The following is an 18,368-nucleotide window of genomic DNA, read 5'->3' on the forward strand; positions in this document are numbered from 1 at the left end:
ACCGTTCGGAAAAATTAACCTCATTAATCATAAAAGAAAACTGCATCCATGTCAATATTTTTCGATATAGTTTATTGAAAATTTTTAATATGCTTATCATCCTATTTTCATAATAGATGATTCTAGAGATAAGACTTTAGCCCTTTCAATAACCGCAATAAAGGCTGGCGGAATCATATGATCCGGTATATAGTAGGCAATTCTACGCCCTACAATCACACCTTTATTGCTATAAAACCAAGAGAAATAGTACGCCAATAATGTATCTATATCCTTTGCCTTGATATTCTTCAAACATCGTTGTACCACTTGATGATCATCAAGTCCCAACTTAGCAAAACCGCGGCGGGCCATATCCTTTGTTACCATACCACGCCCTGTATCGATAATATCGTGAATAATGCTGTCTAATACATCCCGATGATGATGTTGAATTAAATGGGACACTACATCCATTTCAAAACAGATTTCATTCGTGTAAAACACATTAGTGTGAGACTTGCTATGCTTATCCATTACATCTCGGTCATAAAGTGCTACCGTCGGAATGGCAAAGCTTTTAAATAATTTATGAAGCTTACTAATAGAAGATTCCCCGCGTGCATTGATAAGACATATGCCAAAATAATCAAAATCTACATTTAGTTTTTTGGCGATACCTGCAAAACTGCCATACTCAGTTTCCCCTTCTACCAAGATGATACAACGTGCATAGAGGGCTTCCTTCGCTTCAGGAAAATGCATAATCAAATGCTTCTCTACTTCTTGTGCAAATTTAAATGTCACCCCGCAAGCGGCGCGAACGAGACCCGTTTCATCACGATACATACGTATAATATGACGATAATCATCTACCAATGCATCAGTACTATGAGTTACTACAAATAATTGACCTAATAGACCATCAATTTGAAATAGCTGTTTAATTAACGCTAAAAATTCAGCATTTTCATTGGTTGCAATTTGACGATAATAGCTGAGTACAGCCCGTTGCAAATAGGGACTCAAATGTAGTTCTGGTTCATCAACACTGATAAATACCGGTAAATATCGACGGCCCTCACTATCATACACGAGCAGTGATTCTAAATTAGTAGATGCACTCTGTACCTTCATATATATTTGTGCCAAAATCTTTAGTGCTACCGCCATGATGAGCCGTACATTATCTATGGAATACTTACGTATTAAATTTGCCTCTGTAGAGGATGTTAATAACTCTACAAGGCGCTGTATATTAAGAACACATTCGGGATCAAGCCCCATTCTAACATTGATAAAACTATCTAATGCGATGGCATCGGCTGAAGTTAATCCCGTCTTAGGTAAATAGGCAACAAGTTTTTTCCCCAGTTCCATATATACCGATGTAGGAATAGAATAGAGTTCCGCTTCCGATGTATCGCGATGACACATATAGATTGTATGGCGCAACATAGACAATGGTACAGGTGTCAATTGGTCCCCCTCCACCTTATAGAGTCGTGGATATACCTCTTGTACCACTTGTTCAAGTCGTAGATACATGCCATCTTCTGGACCAAGTATATCCTGAAATGAGGTAGTCAGTTCAGAAAAAGACAGTTTACACTCAATGCGTATCGGTTTATGCACATCAGCAAAATCACTTTCTTGAAAGCCTCGTACATTCATCATTTGCTCTAAGAGGTCAAGAAAATTAGATTTCCCCACTGCATTTTCGCCTACAAAGTAATTGATATCATTGTGAAAGTGTAGTTCAATATCTACGAGATTACGATAATTCTCAATTTTAATCCACTCCATAAACATAGTCATCACACTCCTACAATATACAAAAAGATGCAACCATACAATAATATCTCTAATTGATGGTCGCATCTTAATTATGCACCAATACTACTTATATAGTATTCGACATTTATTTTGTTTTTTCCTCTATGACCTTGCCTTCACGTATAGGCCCATTTTGCTCTTTTAAGCGTGCCAACATAACGGACGCCACAAACATGGCAATACCAGCCCCCACCGTTTCGATGGATAGACTTTCACCAAAGAATAAAAATCCATAGAAGGAACTAATGAATACGCCTACATATTGCAAGAATTGTGCTACTACAGCATTCGTTGTAACAAAAGCGCCCGTTAAGAAGAATTGCGCCACTACGGTTATACCGCCAATAGCAGTAATGATTAGCCATTCTTGACCTTGAGGCATGACAAATCCATCTGTCGTCACAAGGCCCGCAATCATTCCTGTAATTAAGAAATAAGCCATGATCTCAAAATTACTATGTTGTCCATGCTTACTAATGGAGCGAATTGTTGTATACGCAGCGGCAGATAACGCTGCACCTAAGATGGCAACTAAGGCATACCAGGTAAATCCGCCATAACTAAATGGATTAACCATAACCATTACAGCTATGAAGATTAAGATAAGCCATTTACCAGCGCCCTTCGGAACGCGTTCCTTAAGGAAAAAGGCGCTAAAGATAAACACGAAAATTCCCGATGTTTGAAATAATATGGTAGCATCAGACATCTTCATATGTACCAAGGCTATAAAGTTACACACCATGCCAAAACCGCCATAGAGGCCTCGCATAATAAGCAGTCCTCGGTCCTCCGTGGAAAATCGGATGCCCTTCATATACATAACGACAAGGACAGCAACGGTGCCAAATAAGCCGCGAAAGAAAGCAATCTCTCCAGATGGAATATTGGATCCCAGCATCTTAACAAATAAATTCATGGTACTCAGCAATAGTGCCGAAAGGAGTGCATAAATTAAACCTTTTTTTGCCATATATCCCCCTATCTCATCAATACAATATATCGATAACCATTACAATAAGAAACCGCCCCTCCAAGGAGAGGCGGCATAGTATTATTTAGAGAATGTATCGACAAAATCTAGAATTTCTTGTTTCATATTTTCTTTGTCGATGGCTTTTGTAAAGCGTAACGATTTAGCCTTTAACGCAGCCAATTGTTTAGGGAATGCTACACCGGTTACAGCTGAGATGTTATCCAAGCTTTCATAAGGCGTAGAACCAACCTTAATATCAAGGGCCTCACAAATAGGTGTTGGGAATTTGAATGGATGTGCAGTAGATGCGATGATTGTATGACGAGCACCATCTTCTGGATGAGCTTCTAGTTCTTTCATATACGCACCCATCGCAACAGCTGTATGAGGATCCATTAAATAGCCATAGGAGTTATACACTTGCTCAATAATAGCCTTTGTTTCTTCGTCATTGACATAGGCACCGCTGAAATTAGCTTGTACACGTTTAAATTCTTCTTCATTAACAGATAATTTACCTGTGGATTTCAAATCTTTCATCCATTGAGCTGTTCTTTCACTATCCTCGCCGGAGATATAGTACAAGAAACGTTCAAAATTAGAGGACTCAAGGATATCCATGGATGGAGAAATCGTCGTATAGAATGGACGATTCATATCATATGTACCAGTGTTAAAGAAATCAGTAAGCACGTTATTTTGATTGGATGCACAGATCAATTTACCGATAGGAATACCCATCTTTTTAGCATAGTAAGCAGCCAAGATGTTACCAAAATTACCTGTTGGAACCACTACGTTAAACGCCTCATCTTCATGGATAGCACCTTGTGCAACAAGCTCAGCATAAGCATTTACATAGTATACTACTTGCGGTGCTAAACGACCGATATTGATGGAGTTCGCACTGGAGAACATAACGCCTTTTTCGGCTACTTCTTTTGCTGTATCAGCATCGACAAATAAGCGTTTCAAAAATTGTTGAGCGTCATCAAAGTTACCATGAATAGCAGTTACATTAACATTAGCGCCTTCTTGCTTTTGCATTTGTTCCGCTTGCATAGGGCTAACGCCATCAGTTGGATAGAATACTTGAATATGTGTACCAGGTACATCTTTAAACCCTTCAAGGGCAGCCTTACCTGTATCACCAGATGTAGCCGTCAAGATAAGAACCTCTTTATCTTCGCCTTCTGCTTCTTTCGCTGCTACCAATAAATATGGAAATAGTGAAAGCGCCATATCTTTAAATGCTTGTGTACGGCCGTGGAACAGTTCTAACACAGATAGTTTTTCAAGCAAAGAATGTAGAGGTGCAATATCACGAGTGCTAAAGTTTGCATCGCTGTAAGCGGAGTTAATCATTTCCTTGAGATGTGCTTCGGAGAAACAAGGAAATAATTTAGCTAATACAACAGCAGCTACCTCTTGGTAAGATTTATCTTTAATGTCGTTATAGCTCAAGCAATTCGTTGGAAATAAAGCTGGTACGTATAAACCGCCATCTTCCGCCAAACCATGTAATAATGCATATGTTTCATTTACGGCAACAGTGCCACGTGTACTTGTATAATTCATGGGCAACCTCTACAAACTAAAATTCTACAGAATCAATAATATTCTTTAATTATAGCATAAAAGCGCCCCCAAAAGGGCGCTTTCTATAGATTTATTGCATATTATTTTATCATTACATATATCGTAAAATTATAACGATTATAATTCGCCTTCTGCAATAGCATCCAATGTATCAAGGGATGGAATGAAGAATAACATACCTGTAATAGGTTTAGAATAATCTAGCAATTTATCGTTTTGAGTAAACATGTTTGTAAGCATTGTTTTCGTTACATCCCAATAACGAGCATAGCCGATGAAATATGTGCCACGCACACCTTGACCAGGTTGTGCAAATGGTACATTCATACGAACGATTTTATGTTCTTCATCATCACGATTATCTTGAGCTACTACATTGTGAGCTGCTGGATCTTTTTCATCGTCTTCTAACTCAATATCGCTAAATTTACGACGGCCGATGAATTTTTCTTGCATTTCTGTAGGAAGTGCGCGCCAAGCATCAAGATCGTGTTCGTATTTTTGTGCAAATGCATAAGAACCATTCGTGAATTCAGGATCTTCATCACCGATAACGCCCCATTCTACCGCTTCTTGGCCTACAGGATTTTCCGTACCATCAACGAAATCGATAATAGCACGACCTTGTTCATAATGGAATCCATGAGTCTCATCAACTACGGATGTAACAGGACGCAAGAATTCCATGATTTGATCCACTACGGTGTATGTAACAGATTCATCATTGGAACGTACATGTAAGAACAAGTCAGCCGCTACAGCTGGCACGTCTTGTTTATCACCTTTAATACCTTGGAAGTCTTCTAACTCTTTTGGTACAGGTGCATTAGGGAATAAATAGTCCCATGCTTTACGACTAAAGCCAAACGCAATACCTAAGCCTTCACCATTAGCACGAATACTAACAGAACGTTTAATCGCTTGAATACGATCAGCCATGTCTTGAATTACTTCTAATTCTACATCGCGATCTTTACGATTTAATAATAATGTTGTGAAATTGACATTTTGACCAGCATCTTTATATACATCTTGTGTTCTTGATACATCTACTGCCATTGGGGGCCTCCTAATGAGAAAAACTACTATGTTCCAATCATAATCTATTACTAATTTATTGTCTATGCGATATTTATCAGAATAAATTTATAAAGACTTTATTTCTTTACCATATAAGCGTTCCATACCTTGTCTAGTGACGAGCCACATTTTCCCCGATTTTCTAAATTCTCCTTCTAAAAATCCGTTTTTTACTCGCCCTCTACAGTTTTGTTTAAGAGAATCAGCAGTAACATTCCAACGTTCTGCCGCCTCTTGTGTTGTCATAACATCTTCTAGTTTCATTTAAATTCCCCTAATAATCAATAATAATACTCCGCAAAAGAAAAACCCGCACAACTGTGCGGGTTTATTTTGGTGGACCACCAGGGGTTCGAACCCTGGACACCCTGATTAAGAGTCAGGTGCTCTGCCAGCTGAGCTAGTGGTCCATGACATGAATTATTATATGCTTATTTTATAGGAATGTAAAGAATATTTATTACATTCCCATAAAATATATCAATTTGATTTATACCATCTCTATATGTATAGGATATTAGAATTCTAACATCCAATTCTTTATCGTTTCACAAGCCTCGGTAGGAATGATATCCGTAGTCCCCACACATTCCTCGCCATGGTAAATTTGAATAACGCTATGGGTACGACTTACTTCTTTCACAATGATGTCTGTTACATCAGCCTTAGGCACGCTAAATTGTAATCCATAACGTCCTATATAGGTAAATATAAGCTTTTGTGTATCATATTCCATGTGGACTTGCAGCATTTTGCCACCAGGCCAACAAGATTGAACAAACTCTTTATTTCTCGGTTTTAGAAAATCAAAGAATCCCATACTACCCTCCGATGCGCCACATAGGACGTTCTGGTTGATCCATCGTAACACCATCATGACGTTCTTGCTTACGTTGCAGTGCCCATTCAATATGACTGGCGAGTTCAGTTTCACTTATGCCGCGACGTACGAGAGACACTAAATCGGCCTCATCATCTCGCAAAAGGCAGAGTCGCATTTGACCATCTGAAGTAAGGCGAACACGATTACATGTATCACAATAACTATGAGACATGGAGAAAATAAAACCAATCTCCTTACCACTCGGTAAATTGTAATACGTGGCAGGTCCAAAACCGTACACACCGTGATTTTCGGTGAGGATACCACCGCTAACGCGTTCTAATTGAGCCTTCCATTCATCGAAGGTCGGCCCATGAAACGCATCGCCCTGAAATGGCATATATTCAATAAAGCGCCAAATTACCGGCCAAGTTTCTACGTATGTTAGTAAAGCACGAACTTCATCATCAGTCCAGTGTCGGGATAATACAGTATTAATTTTAACAGAAGTAAAGCCCGCATCAATAGCACTTTGAATACCGCTTAGAACGGAATCGAGTTGGTTAGCTTTGCCCACACATAGCGCAAAAGCATCGCTATCAAGGGAATCAAGACTAATATTGACTCTGTTCAAACCGAGCTCTTTCAATTTCTTGGCCCGCGGCGCCAATAGACTACCATTGGTTGTCATAGAAATATCTTCAAACCATCCAGTCTGCTTGATACGTGCTAATAACTCTTCTATATGAGGATATAGTAAGGGCTCACCACCGGTGAGGCGTACAGCTTTCACCCCTACTTGGTGAAATGCACCTAAAATAGTCATCCATTCATCCACAGATAAGAGTTGATGTTGGCTTTGTGGTGTAATCTCTGCTGGTCTGCAATATGGGCAGCAAAAATTGCACGCATCTGTCAATGACAGACGTACATATTCAATTGTTCGGCCCCATGCGTCCTTCATAGTACACCTCATTTACAACATTATTTAATAATCGAAACGTCATCACCTACGTTAATTGTACCATTTTTTAGCACTTTACCAAAAATACCTTGTGTAGGCATGATGCAGGATCCAACTTGTTTCATAATTTCGCAGCCATGATGGCATTCTTTACCAATTTGTGTGACCTCTAATAACACCTCAGGGCCTAGTTGTAATTTCGTACCGACCGGTAAATCATACAATACAATGCCTTCGACGGTGATATTTTCAGCAAAATCACCAGGTTTTACATCGGCCCCTTTTTCACGCATATGCTCAATGCTCTTAATGCCGAGTAAACTAATTTGACGATGCCAATTACCTGCATGTGCATCGCCTTCCATGCCGTGATCTACGATAAGATTGGCAGATTCAATATTATGTTTCTTTTGCCCTTTTTTCTCGCTAATGGAGATGGCAATAATTTTACCTTCAGCCATAAACTCCTTCCCTTCTTATGGGAACAAATCATCTAAATTTATCAATTTATTATACCATAGTATATAGGTGTAACCCCTGTGAGTTTAGTCACTATTTGGAGATTATTACTTTCAAAAAAAGAACCCTACCCACTACGAGTAGAGTTCTTAGTATTAATAATGGTGAAAGCCGATTAACGACGACCCATTTCTTTGAATTCATCGCCCTTGTTCACGCCATTGAGCAATAGGTTAAGGAGGATAGCCATGATACTACCGAATGTAATACCAGATTTTAATAAAATTTGAGCCCATGCTGGGAAATGCGCATAGAATGTTGGTGCAGCGATAGGAATCATGGAAACACCGATACTAATCGCCACAAGCATCAAGTTTTGATTGCCATCAAAGTTAACCTTACCAAGAGAACGGATACCGCTAGCAATAATCATACCAAACATGGCAATACCAGCACCACCGAGCACTGCATTTGGAATGCTTGCTACAACAGCCGCCAATTTAGGGAATAAGCCTAATAGAATTAAGATTACACCAGATGCAGCTACTACAAAACGACTTTTAACGCGTGTTACAGCGATAAGACCAACGTTTTGAGCAAATGCTGTATATGGGAAACTGTTAAGAATACCACCAATAACAGTGGAAAGACCATCGGCACGGATAATGGATGCCAATTCCTTACGATCGATTTTTTTATCTACGATTTCACCGATTGCGATACTATCACCAGTTGTTTCAACCATAACAACGAGCATAACAACTACCATGGAAATCACAGAGGCCCAATCAAATGTTGGTAATCCAAAGTATAATGGTTCAATAACAGCCAGCCAATGAGCTTTACCAACCTCAGCAAAATTGGCTACCCCCATTGCAAAAGCGATGGCAGTACCTGCAATAAGACCAATTAAAACGGAAAGATTACCAAGAAAACCTTTGGCAAATTTATAAGTAAAGATAACGATTAAGAATGTAAGGAATCCGAGACCGATGTTGGTAAGACTACCAAACTGCGGATTGCCTACACCGCCCCCCATCCAGTTTACCGCTACAGGCATGAGGTTAATACCAATGATTGTAATAATGGTGCCTGTTACAACAGGTGGGAAGAGTCGAATCAAACGACTAAAAAATGGTGCTACTAAGAAAGTAAAAATACCGGCTATGATGATGGCACCGTAAATGGCGGTCATACCATGTTGGGCCCCAATCATGGCCATAGGTCCAACAGAGGCAAAGGTTACACCTTGAATCATCGGGATACGACCACCAATATTGCCAAACCCTAATGTTTGGATAAGTGTGGCAATACCACAAGTAAACAAGTCCGCTGTAATAAGTCGGATTAAATCCTCTACAGGCAAATGCATAGCTTGCGCAATAATGATTGGTACCGCTACAGCACCGGCATACATTGCTAATACGTGTTGTAAACCGTAGGCAAACAGCTTAGGTATTGGCAACATAGAGTCAACAGTATTGTTTTGTTCTGACATAATGGTCTCCTGTTTTCTAAACTACAAACATTACACTTATATTTTACGTTATTATTCGGATTTTAACAATAGAAAAAGAAAAACCTTAGAAATTTTATTTTCTAAGGCTTTCTATTTTATTTTTTTTCCGAACATTCTTAATGTAAAAGTATGTTATCGTCCATTTATTTGTACAAGGCTAAAACGGATGCTTCCTTTTCGTCTAGTTCAGATTCTATTTGATTCATTTGCGCTTTCAAATCAGCTACATATCTTTCATCCTTAATGCCAGATATATTGATACGCACATTTAAAAAGGCTGCCTTTACCGCAGCTCTTGCATTAATAGCTGCAATAATACCATCGGTAATGAGATTTTGGTTGCCCTTCGTAGCCGCAACATAAGCAAGATCAAATATTTCATAACTAATCATGCCTATTTCTAAAGGTACATTAGCCGCATCCTTATAAGCCTGTTGAATCGCAGCAGTACGCGCTAATTTTTCTTCATCCGTATTTTTTGGCAATGCCAAGGCATCCATAAACAAATTAAATACATTCGCATCTGCTTGTGCTAGTGAAAGCGCTTTCTCTCGAATAAACTCTGCTTTTTGTTGTAAAAGATGCATCTCCTCTTGCACATCTTCGTACCCTTTTTTATCAAATGTTAAATTCGCTACCATTTCAGCCAATGCTGCGCCTGTGGCTGCCGTCAAGGCTGCAATAGCACCGCCACCCGGAGTAGGCTCCTTTGATGCAGTTGCCGCTACAAAATCTTTTACAGAACTCGTCAATAAATCCATATATACTCCTCAATAACAAAGGGGGCTATTGCCCCCTCTGTATACTATGTCAATAAAAATACTATGTCGATTACAATACTATAGTATTAGAACAATCCTTTAATGGTACCGTCCGCATCAATGTCCATGTTAAGTGCAGCAGGACGTTTAGGCAAGCCTGGCATAACCATAACATCACCGGTACGGCATACTAGGAATCCTGCACCATTAGCAACGCGAATATCCGTTACATTGATTGTAAAGCCTGTTGGTGCACCTAATAACGCTGGGTTATCGGATAAAGAATATTGCGTCTTTGCCATACATACTGGCAAATTATCAAGGCCCCACTCTTTTAATTGAGCGATTTGTTTTTTCGCTTTAGCCCCAAATGTAACACCATCACCACCATAAATAGTGCGAACAATTTTACCGATTTTGTCTTCGATGCTATCTGTTAATTCATATACAAATTTAGGTGTTGGTTCACTACCTTCCACGAGTTCCACAACGCGTTTCGCCATGTCGATACCACCTTCGCCACCTTTTTCCCAACATTCATTGAGCTCTACAGGCACGCCATAGTCATTGCACAAACGAGTTAACTCCGCGATTTCCGCATCCGTATCGGTAACGAATTTATTAATAGCAACCATAACAGGTACACCGAAGAAGCGCATATTTTCAATAGCTTTACGCAAATTGCTGAAGCCCTTTGTTACAGCCTCTACGTTTTCTGTATTTAACTCTTGTTTTGATACGCCACCATGCATTTTAAGAGCGCGCAATGTAGCGACGATGACAACGGCATTTGGGAAGATATCGCCATAACGGCATTTAATGTCGAGGAACTTTTCTGCCCCTAGATCAGCGCCGAATCCAGCTTCTGTCACCACGATATCACCAAGTTTCATGCCGAGTTTTGTAGCTACTACAGAGTTACAACCATGTGCAATATTAGCAAATGGACCGCCATGAACGATGGCAGGCGTATGTTCCAATGTTTGTACAAGATTTGGTTTAATAGCATCCTTCATAAGAAGTGCCATCGCACCTTCACATCCGAGTTGATGTACATACACCGGTTCACCCTTAAGATTTGGACCGATGACGATGCGACCAAAACGAGCTTTCAAATCTTCTAAATCCTTAGCTAAACACAAAATAGCCATGATTTCAGAGGCAACGGTAATCATAAAATGATCTTCGCGGGGGAAGCCACAAACTTTTCCGCCCATTGCGACAGTAACATTACGCAATGCACGATCATTCATATCGAGAACACGAGTCCAAGAAATTTGACGCAAATCGATTTGGAGCTCATTACCTTGGTGGATGTGATTATCAATCATAGCGGATAAGAGATTATTCGCTGCTGTAATGGCATGCATATCGCCTGTAAAATGAAGGTTAATATCATCCATTGGTACAACTTGTGCATAACCGCCGCCAGCAGCACCGCCCTTGATACCGAACACAGGTCCCAATGATGGCTCGCGAAGTGCGGCGATAGCCTTCTTACCAATTTTATTTAATGCTTGCACCAAACCGATGGTAGTTGTAGATTTCCCTTCCCCTGCTGGCGTTGGTGTAATAGCCGTAACGAGAACTAATTTCCCGTCTTTTTTATTTTCTAAACGCTTAATGGCATCAAAGGAAATTTTTGCCTTATAATGACCATATTGCTCTATATCATCAGGTGTAAGACCACATTTATCAGCAATAACCTGAATTTTTTCCATCTTATTTTGTTGAGCTATTTCAATATCGGTAAGCATAATTCCTCCTCATATCCACCTGTTTTGTCTACTGTGAATGTATATTTGTACACTCGTTACTTTTTCTATTATATGTGAAAGTATGGATTATGTCTAATCATTTCTTACTTATATGTATATTGCTTTTTCTAATCCATAGACTAAGGCATACATAGACTAAGGAGTTCAACAAAATAAACCCGCCACCAATGGTGACGGGTTAGTATGACTTACCTATATAAAATTATGGGTTAAATGGGAATAAAATTGGCAATAATACCAATGATACAATCGCAGATACCACGATTAATGGTACGCCAGCTTTCACATAATCCTTAAAGCTATAACCAGCTACGTTATATACCATAGTATTTGCAGGCATACCGATTGGGGTAGCATACGCTAAGGAGCTAGCGATTACGATAGCTGCAAGCACTGCTTTTGGATCGAATCCCAATTGAGATGCTAAGCTAAGACCGATTGGTACCAATAATGCACAGGTAGCAGTATTAGACATGAAGTTCGTCATGAACACACCAAGCACAAAGATTACTACTAGAACAACAATTGGAGATGGACTAGCACCAAGGCTATTTACGATAAGATCTGCAATTACAGAACCAGTACCTGTTTTAACCATTGCGTCCCCAAGGGCCATAGAGCCAGCGAAGAGCATGATTGTTTTCATATCGATAGATTTTACAGCTGCTGTTTCACTAATAACATTTGTAGCTACTAATACAAGAGCACCTACCCAGGCACTCACATAAAGTTTTACACCTAATTGTTTTTCAAAGATCATAGCACCAACTGTCAAAATCAATACAAGTGCTGAAGTCCATTTTTTCCAAGACGGTACATGGCTATAATCATCATTACCTTCAAAGGCACCATCTGGTTGATGACTTGGAGCATCTGGCAAGAAACGTTTACCAATTGTAGCATAGAAAATAGTACCAACAATTAGAATTGGTAAACCTACTAGACCATAATCAAAGAAACCAAAAGAGCCTAGGCCCGCTTGTTGTAAGCCCGCTTGCGCAATCATATTGCCAGGAGCGCCGATAAGTGAAATATTACCACCCATAGCTGCGGCAAATACAAGAGGCATCAATAATTTAGTTTGTTTAAAACCACTTTTTTTACAAATACCAATAATTACAGGAATCAGTACAGCAGCGGTACCAGTATTAGATAAGAAGCCAGATAAAATACCTGTAATCATCATAATTGCAACGAGCAAAGACGTTTCGGTTTTGGCAAACTTATGAACTACATTACCTACCCCCACTGCTACACCAGTTGCAAAGAAGGCTTCACCAATAACAAACATGCCCATAAATAGTAAGACATTTGGATCTACAAAACCGGCGAATGCTTCTTTAGCGGATAAGACTCCACTTAAGTGCAAACCTACTGCTACAACCATAGCAGTAATAGATAATGGGATTTTCTCCCATGCAAACATGACGATGGCAAATACCAAGAAGCCAAGAGTTATCATTACACTCGTATCCATACATACCTCCCAATACGTGTAATATCCCTAAAAAAGGGTACAAAAAAGGAGGATTGTACAAAATCCGTATAATCCCCCTATTAAATTGAAGTTCACAATTCGATTATTTAATGAAGCTTACGTGTTTATAAATCTCTTCTAACACTTCATCTTTCTTCGCATTGTATTCTACTTTTTTATTTTCAAAGTAGTTATTCCCTTCCGCATCGATGGATACGATGAGCGGACCAAATTCTTTTACACGGCAAGTCCACAAGGTTTCAGGCATACCGAGTTCACGCCAGTTCGCAGATTCGATTTCTTCTACCTCTGTAGCAGCAAGTACGGCATTACCTGCTGGGAATACACAGTGAAGAGCACCAAAATCTTTACATGCACGTGTTGTTTCAGGACCCATGCCACCTTTACCAACGATAAGGCGTACACCAGTTTGTTTTACAAATTCGTACTCGAATTTTTCCATACGCATAGATGTAGTAGGACCTACGGAAATCATTTCAAATTTATCGTCACCATGATCGCGTACGATTGGACCTGCATGTAGGATAGCACCGTTGCGAACATCTACTGGTAACTCCCGTCCATATTCGACGAGACGACGATGAGCAACATCACGGCATGTTGTGATATGACCATTTAAGTAAATAATATCTCCTGCTTTAATTCCTTTAAGATCAGAAGGTTGAATTGGTGTTGTCAAAATATGTTTAGCCATTAGAATGTCACTCCTTTGTGAGATAAAATTTCGTACTTACCGTCTTTATCAAATACTACATGACCGCGACGATGGTTCCAACAACCAACGTTTACAGCTACGGAAATTACAGATGGATGACGAGAACCATGTTCGATATTTACGCCCATTACGGATTTATCACCACCCATACCTTGAGGTCCAAGATGCAATGCGTTAATACCGTCTTCAAGTAATTGTTCCATGTACGCTGCTTTTTCATTATCTGCTTTGGAGGATACAGGGCGCATCAACGCTTTTTTAGACATAGTTGCTGCTGTATCGATAGATGTAGCAATACCTACACCAACCAATAATGGAGGACATGCATTCAAACCATAACTTGTCATCAAGTCCAATACGAATTTAGCTACCCCTTCATAACCTTCGCCTGGCATCAATGTTTTACCAGATCCTGGCAAGGAGCAACCACCACCAGCCATATATGGGAAAATTTCTACATCATCACGACCAGGTACGATATCCCATGTAATGTAAGGTGCCGTGCGACCAATATTTTTACCAGTATTGAATTCATCAAATGTTTCTACACAGTTATGACGAAGTGGCGCATCTTGCGTAGCTTGGTATGTGGCATTGCGCAAGATTTCTTCAAGTTCACCAATTAATGGATAATTAGAACCAACCTTCACCCAGAATTGCAATACTCCTGTATCTTGGCAAGAAGGACGATTCAATTCATACGCAAGGTCCATATTTTTATGCATCGTTTCATAAATTGTTTTAGCTAATGGATTCTTTTCATCGGCTGCCAATTCTTTAATTTTAGCTTCCACATCATCAGGTAATTTCTTTGCCATATAAGCAATGAACTTAGCAATGACATTCGTCATCTCTTGTACTTGTTGTTCTTTCGTACTCATCGTAAACCTCCAACAGGACTTCATTATTTAAAACTTAGCATTTATTTTGTATCGGAACCTTAGCTCCTTTCGATGATTTCATTGTACTCTTTTTTCAGGATATAACTATCCAATATACAAGTTGATTTTTGAGAGTGAAGTCCCTATACAATCATAATGAATCACCTATATAAGTAAATTTTAACGCATATAAAATATACAATTTTACCTACCTATAAACACGAAAAAGAGCACTACTTATTGAAAAGCAGTGCTCTTTTTATATTTAGGAACCGGGATTTTTAGTATATACAAAATTACCTATACCTAATGATTGTATATCTCCCTAAATTTAAAACGCAAAACCATAAAATTATAACAATTTACAATGGCTGTACTAATTAAGGTTAGGATTGTAATTTTTTAACAACAGATTCAAGCTGTTCTCTAACAACTTGTAATTTTTGATTCGCTTCCTCTAGCTTTAACTTATAACTAGAATCATGTTCATAAGGCAAACAAGATTGTAGTAGTTCTACAATATCTTCCTCTTGTGTAGATATAATCTCTTTCCAATCATGTAATTTGGTCTTACGCCCTAACTCTTTTGCTTGCTTACGATATTCTGATGGTGTCGTATGAAAGTGCTTTTTAAAGGCAACATTAAAGGCTTTAATATCTGCAAAGCCACAACTACTTGCAATATGAGCAACCCCATCATCAGAATTAGCTAAACGAACTGTAGCCTCCCTTAGCCTCATCCGCAAGAGATACTCTAAAAAGGAAACGCCTAATTGGCGTTTAAAGAACTGAGATGTATAGTTCACATTATAGCCACCAATTTGGGCAATATCTTCTAATTCAATCTTTTGCTGATAATTTTTATCTATATAGGCAATCATCTTATCAAAGGTAGCTACCGTCATATCAACAGGCTTACCATGCATCAACTTAACTGCATCAATCTCACTATATAGATTACTAGCTAATGACAAATAATGATGCTCTAACCACAACCGATTATCTGTGCTTTCACCATCAGCCATCAACAACATCATCATAGCTGCATTATGACGCAAGGATGTAAAGAATGGATTGTGACGATTCGATTCATCTGAACGTACTACAAATTGATACATTCCAAAGTTCGGATCAAATTGTTGAAAGAAATCCTTACCTACATGAATAACCAATGCCGTCGTATCCTGCTCTAATGCCAACGTCGCATGCCCCACTTGGGGAGAAATAATGATAGAGTCGAGAGGTTCCATTGTAAAAACCTCACTATTACAACTCATCTCAATGCGCCCTTTTAAGAGAATAAGAATCTCAGTTTCTCCATGCCAGTTATAATGATAAGTACTTACCTTATATATATGGCTACTAAAATCGATATGATTATGTTTATAGGTATAGTAAAAGTAATCCATAATTACCTCATCTTCTAACATAAAAATGCATCCCTAATAAATCCAAGGGATGCATTTATTATGATATATATAATTAAAAACGGTCAACAGCATTTTAAGATTATTTATTGATTAAGTTACATCAAGTCCCACGAAAGAGAACTCGATGTGAAATGCTTATGTAGAAAATTACATAAGAGCTGTAATAGCTGCTGCTAAACCGAAGAAGATGCCTGGTGCATTGGCCAATGCAACTGGAATATCTCTATGTTCTTTAAACAAGCCATATGCTACCCATAATGTGCAGTTGATAGCTGCTACTAATGGTTGGATCCAATCGCCTGTGCCTGGATGAGCTAGGTTGTTCATAATTTGTGGGAAATAAGATACATACATTGCTACTGCTGTAACTGTTGCAACTTTACCTACATTTTCCATGAATTTAATACGAGTCATTATATCCTCCAAAATTAGTAACTCAATACGTGTTTGTTATCTGATGAATCATATTCTACTCGTTTTGGTCGATATAACTATCCATATTAAAAGGTAATTTTTTTAGGTAAAATCATAAAAAACATATGGAATCATCACTATTTTCTCATTTTGATCAATCTAAAATCTATAGATTTTCCTATAAAAAGAGCACTACTTATCAACAGTAATGCTCTTCTAAGAAATATATGATTTTTAAATATATAGAAAATCACCTAGGTCTAATTTTTCTATATGCTACAAAAAATATTTTGCATGAACAGCAAAAGTCCCATCATTGCCACACCATACTATAGATAGTAATTATAATTCGCTAACAACATCGGCAAGCTTCGCTTTCAATGATTCTAGCTTGTGGCTCATGTACTCTAACTCCGCCTTTGCTCTAGCATCATCTTCATAAGACAAGAAGGATTGTAATAGGTCTAGTACATCTTGATTTTCAACCGAAATAATTTCCTTCGAATCTTGTACCATTGTTTTACGTCCAATTTCTTTCACTTGCTTACGATATTCTGTTGGCGTCATATGAAAATGCTTTTTGAAAGCTACATTAAAGGCCTTGATATCTGCAAATCCACAACTACTTGCAATCCTTGCAACAGCCTCATTCGTACTAGTTAATTGTGTCGTAGCATCTCGCAGTCTCAACCGCAACACATAGTCCACAAAAGAAATGCCCATTTGCCGTTTAAAGAATTGTGATGTATAGGCCACATTATAGCCACCTATTCTCGCAATATCTTCTAGTTCTAACTTTTGTTGATAATGCTCGTCGATATACTCAATCATTTTATCAAAGGTAGCCGGTTTAATATCACCAGGTCTTTCATTTTCATGAATTTTTTTGACTGGATCAAATTCTCTAAATACATCCCCCGCTAAAGCCAGGTAATGATGCTCTATCCACATACGATGAATTGGGTTTTCACCTTTATTCATTAACAACATCGTCATGGCCGCATGATGGCGTAATGTCGTAAAAAATTCATTACGACGTGTACTCGCATCAGAACGAACAACAAACTCATACATGCCAAAATCTGGATCATACTGTTGATAAAATTCATTACCTACATGAACAACAAAGGCAACCACGTCCTCTTCAAGCGCTAGTGTTGAATGTCCCACCTGAGGCGAAATAACGACAACATCAAGAGGTTCCATCGTAAAAACCTTATCATTACAACTCATCTCAACACGACCCTTTAAGAGAATAAAAATCTCTGTTCCCCCGTGCCAATTGTAAGTATAAGTACCAACCTTATATATACTACTGCTAAACTCAATATAGTTGTGCTTATAGGTATAATCAAAATAATCCATAGCATCTTAACCGCTCCATATGCAAAAAGCATCTCTTCTAACTTATGAGATGTTTTCATTATCATATATTTATTTAACTGTGGTCAATAATATCTTTTAATATCTATTCCGATACATACTGTTCCACAAATTAGTACAGGCCTGTAGTATTCGCAGCATGCCCATACATATAGTTTCAGAATTAGTACAGGCCTGTTCTATTCGCAGCGATCCTATACATAGGGTCCTAGAATTAGTACAGGCCTGTTCTATTCGCGATGAGCCTATACATGCAGTCCTAGAATTAGTACA

17 protein-coding genes and 1 tRNA gene are annotated in these 18,368 nt (G+C 38.6%); all 18 read right to left on the reverse strand.

Annotation, left to right across the window (positions count from 1 at the left end; translation table 11 throughout):
• Positions 1–96: 96 nt before the first annotated feature.
• The 18 genes from HMPREF1477_RS03465 to HMPREF1477_RS03550 all read right to left on the reverse strand — a co-directional run bounded on the left by HMPREF1477_RS03465 (position 97) and on the right by HMPREF1477_RS03550 (position 18,077).
• Positions 97–1,791, reverse strand: coding sequence for an ATP-dependent endonuclease (locus HMPREF1477_RS03465; protein ID WP_016475831.1), 1,695 nt, complete (start codon positions 1,789–1,791; stop codon positions 97–99).
• A 109-nt stretch (positions 1,792–1,900) separates the two neighbouring features.
• On the reverse strand, positions 1,901–2,788 hold the full coding sequence (locus HMPREF1477_RS03470) for a DMT family transporter (protein WP_016475832.1): 888 nt from the start codon (positions 2,786–2,788) through the stop codon (positions 1,901–1,903).
• Between the two features lie 81 nt (positions 2,789–2,869).
• Positions 2,870–4,369, reverse strand: a complete 1,500-nt coding sequence (gene thrC, locus HMPREF1477_RS03475; protein WP_009661601.1) for a threonine synthase — start codon at positions 4,367–4,369, stop codon at positions 2,870–2,872.
• Between the two features lie 138 nt (positions 4,370–4,507).
• Positions 4,508–5,449, reverse strand: coding sequence for a Dyp-type peroxidase (locus tag HMPREF1477_RS03480; RefSeq protein ID WP_016475833.1), 942 nt, complete (start codon positions 5,447–5,449; stop codon positions 4,508–4,510).
• Between the two features lie 87 nt (positions 5,450–5,536).
• The gene (locus HMPREF1477_RS03485) at positions 5,537–5,734 is read right to left on the reverse strand and encodes a helix-turn-helix domain-containing protein (RefSeq protein WP_016475834.1); all 198 of its coding nucleotides are present in this window, start codon (positions 5,732–5,734) and stop codon (positions 5,537–5,539) included.
• A gap of 70 nt (positions 5,735–5,804) precedes the next feature.
• A tRNA-Lys gene (locus HMPREF1477_RS03490) sits at positions 5,805–5,880 on the reverse strand.
• A 107-nt stretch (positions 5,881–5,987) separates the two neighbouring features.
• On the reverse strand, positions 5,988–6,290 hold the full coding sequence (locus tag HMPREF1477_RS03495; RefSeq protein ID WP_016475835.1) for a hypothetical protein: 303 nt from the start codon (positions 6,288–6,290) through the stop codon (positions 5,988–5,990).
• Between the two features lies 1 nt (position 6,291).
• Positions 6,292–7,257, reverse strand: coding sequence for a GTP 3',8-cyclase MoaA (gene moaA, locus HMPREF1477_RS03500; RefSeq protein WP_016475836.1), 966 nt, complete (start codon positions 7,255–7,257; stop codon positions 6,292–6,294).
• A gap of 20 nt (positions 7,258–7,277) precedes the next feature.
• Positions 7,278–7,718, reverse strand: coding sequence for an MOSC domain-containing protein (locus HMPREF1477_RS03505; RefSeq protein ID WP_009661571.1), 441 nt, complete (start codon positions 7,716–7,718; stop codon positions 7,278–7,280).
• 173 nt (positions 7,719–7,891) lie between these two features.
• On the reverse strand, positions 7,892–9,214 hold the full coding sequence (locus HMPREF1477_RS03510; RefSeq protein ID WP_016475837.1) for a nucleobase:cation symporter-2 family protein: 1,323 nt from the start codon (positions 9,212–9,214) through the stop codon (positions 7,892–7,894).
• A 164-nt stretch (positions 9,215–9,378) separates the two neighbouring features.
• Entirely contained in the window at positions 9,379–9,996 is a 618-nt protein-coding gene (locus HMPREF1477_RS03515) for a cyclodeaminase/cyclohydrolase family protein (protein ID WP_016475838.1), read from the reverse strand.
• Positions 9,997–10,082: 86 nt separating this feature from the next.
• On the reverse strand, positions 10,083–11,753 hold the full coding sequence (locus HMPREF1477_RS03520; protein WP_016475839.1) for a formate--tetrahydrofolate ligase: 1,671 nt from the start codon (positions 11,751–11,753) through the stop codon (positions 10,083–10,085).
• A 223-nt stretch (positions 11,754–11,976) separates the two neighbouring features.
• Positions 11,977–13,251: an SLC13 family permease gene (locus HMPREF1477_RS03525; RefSeq protein ID WP_016475840.1), complete on the reverse strand. Its 1,275-nt coding sequence runs from the start codon at positions 13,249–13,251 to the stop codon at positions 11,977–11,979.
• A 103-nt stretch (positions 13,252–13,354) separates the two neighbouring features.
• The gene (gene ttdB / locus HMPREF1477_RS03530) at positions 13,355–13,966 is read right to left on the reverse strand and encodes a L(+)-tartrate dehydratase subunit beta (protein WP_016475841.1); all 612 of its coding nucleotides are present in this window, start codon (positions 13,964–13,966) and stop codon (positions 13,355–13,357) included.
• The gene (ttdA, locus tag HMPREF1477_RS03535; protein ID WP_016475842.1) at positions 13,966–14,868 is read right to left on the reverse strand and encodes a L(+)-tartrate dehydratase subunit alpha; all 903 of its coding nucleotides are present in this window, start codon (positions 14,866–14,868) and stop codon (positions 13,966–13,968) included. The genes ttdB and ttdA overlap by 1 nt, the downstream gene beginning before the upstream one ends.
• 386 nt (positions 14,869–15,254) lie before the next feature.
• Positions 15,255–16,277 (reverse strand): AraC family transcriptional regulator, encoded by a 1,023-nt coding sequence (locus HMPREF1477_RS03540; protein WP_016475843.1) that lies wholly within the window; start codon positions 16,275–16,277, stop codon positions 15,255–15,257.
• 168 nt (positions 16,278–16,445) lie between these two features.
• Positions 16,446–16,712 (reverse strand): membrane protein, encoded by a 267-nt coding sequence (locus tag HMPREF1477_RS03545; RefSeq protein WP_005377360.1) that lies wholly within the window; start codon positions 16,710–16,712, stop codon positions 16,446–16,448.
• A gap of 342 nt (positions 16,713–17,054) precedes the next feature.
• Entirely contained in the window at positions 17,055–18,077 is a 1,023-nt protein-coding gene (locus tag HMPREF1477_RS03550; protein WP_016475844.1) for an AraC family transcriptional regulator, read from the reverse strand.
• Positions 18,078–18,368 lie beyond the last annotated feature (291 nt).

The sequence above is a fragment of the Veillonella sp. HPA0037 genome (assembly GCF_000411535.1).
Classification (GTDB): domain Bacteria; phylum Bacillota; class Negativicutes; order Veillonellales; family Veillonellaceae; genus Veillonella; species Veillonella atypica.

What these genes read in the sequence shown, in the direction of transcription:
- HMPREF1477_RS03465 (WP_016475831.1), bottom strand. Translation starts at nt 1,791, where the DNA reads ATGTTTATGGAGTGGATTAAAATTGAGAATTATCGTAATCTCGTAGAT.
- HMPREF1477_RS03470 (WP_016475832.1), bottom strand. Translation starts at nt 2,788, where the DNA reads ATGGCAAAAAAAGGTTTAATTTATGCACTCCTTTCGGCACTATTGCTG.
- thrC (WP_009661601.1), bottom strand. Translation starts at nt 4,369, where the DNA reads ATGAATTATACAAGTACACGTGGCACTGTTGCCGTAAATGAAACATAT.
- HMPREF1477_RS03480 (WP_016475833.1), bottom strand. Translation starts at nt 5,449, where the DNA reads ATGGCAGTAGATGTATCAAGAACACAAGATGTATATAAAGATGCTGGT.
- HMPREF1477_RS03485 (WP_016475834.1), bottom strand. Translation starts at nt 5,734, where the DNA reads ATGAAACTAGAAGATGTTATGACAACACAAGAGGCGGCAGAACGTTGG.
- HMPREF1477_RS03495 (WP_016475835.1), bottom strand. Translation starts at nt 6,290, where the DNA reads ATGGGATTCTTTGATTTTCTAAAACCGAGAAATAAAGAGTTTGTTCAA.
- moaA (WP_016475836.1), bottom strand. Translation starts at nt 7,257, where the DNA reads ATGAAGGACGCATGGGGCCGAACAATTGAATATGTACGTCTGTCATTG.
- HMPREF1477_RS03505 (WP_009661571.1), bottom strand. Translation starts at nt 7,718, where the DNA reads ATGGCTGAAGGTAAAATTATTGCCATCTCCATTAGCGAGAAAAAAGGG.
- HMPREF1477_RS03510 (WP_016475837.1), bottom strand. Translation starts at nt 9,214, where the DNA reads ATGTCAGAACAAAACAATACTGTTGACTCTATGTTGCCAATACCTAAG.
- HMPREF1477_RS03515 (WP_016475838.1), bottom strand. Translation starts at nt 9,996, where the DNA reads ATGGATTTATTGACGAGTTCTGTAAAAGATTTTGTAGCGGCAACTGCA.
- HMPREF1477_RS03520 (WP_016475839.1), bottom strand. Translation starts at nt 11,753, where the DNA reads ATGCTTACCGATATTGAAATAGCTCAACAAAATAAGATGGAAAAAATT.
- HMPREF1477_RS03525 (WP_016475840.1), bottom strand. Translation starts at nt 13,251, where the DNA reads ATGGATACGAGTGTAATGATAACTCTTGGCTTCTTGGTATTTGCCATC.
- ttdB (WP_016475841.1), bottom strand. Translation starts at nt 13,966, where the DNA reads ATGGCTAAACATATTTTGACAACACCAATTCAACCTTCTGATCTTAAA.
- ttdA (WP_016475842.1), bottom strand. Translation starts at nt 14,868, where the DNA reads ATGAGTACGAAAGAACAACAAGTACAAGAGATGACGAATGTCATTGCT.
- HMPREF1477_RS03540 (WP_016475843.1), bottom strand. Translation starts at nt 16,277, where the DNA reads ATGGATTACTTTTACTATACCTATAAACATAATCATATCGATTTTAGT.
- HMPREF1477_RS03545 (WP_005377360.1), bottom strand. Translation starts at nt 16,712, where the DNA reads ATGACTCGTATTAAATTCATGGAAAATGTAGGTAAAGTTGCAACAGTT.
- HMPREF1477_RS03550 (WP_016475844.1), bottom strand. Translation starts at nt 18,077, where the DNA reads ATGGATTATTTTGATTATACCTATAAGCACAACTATATTGAGTTTAGC.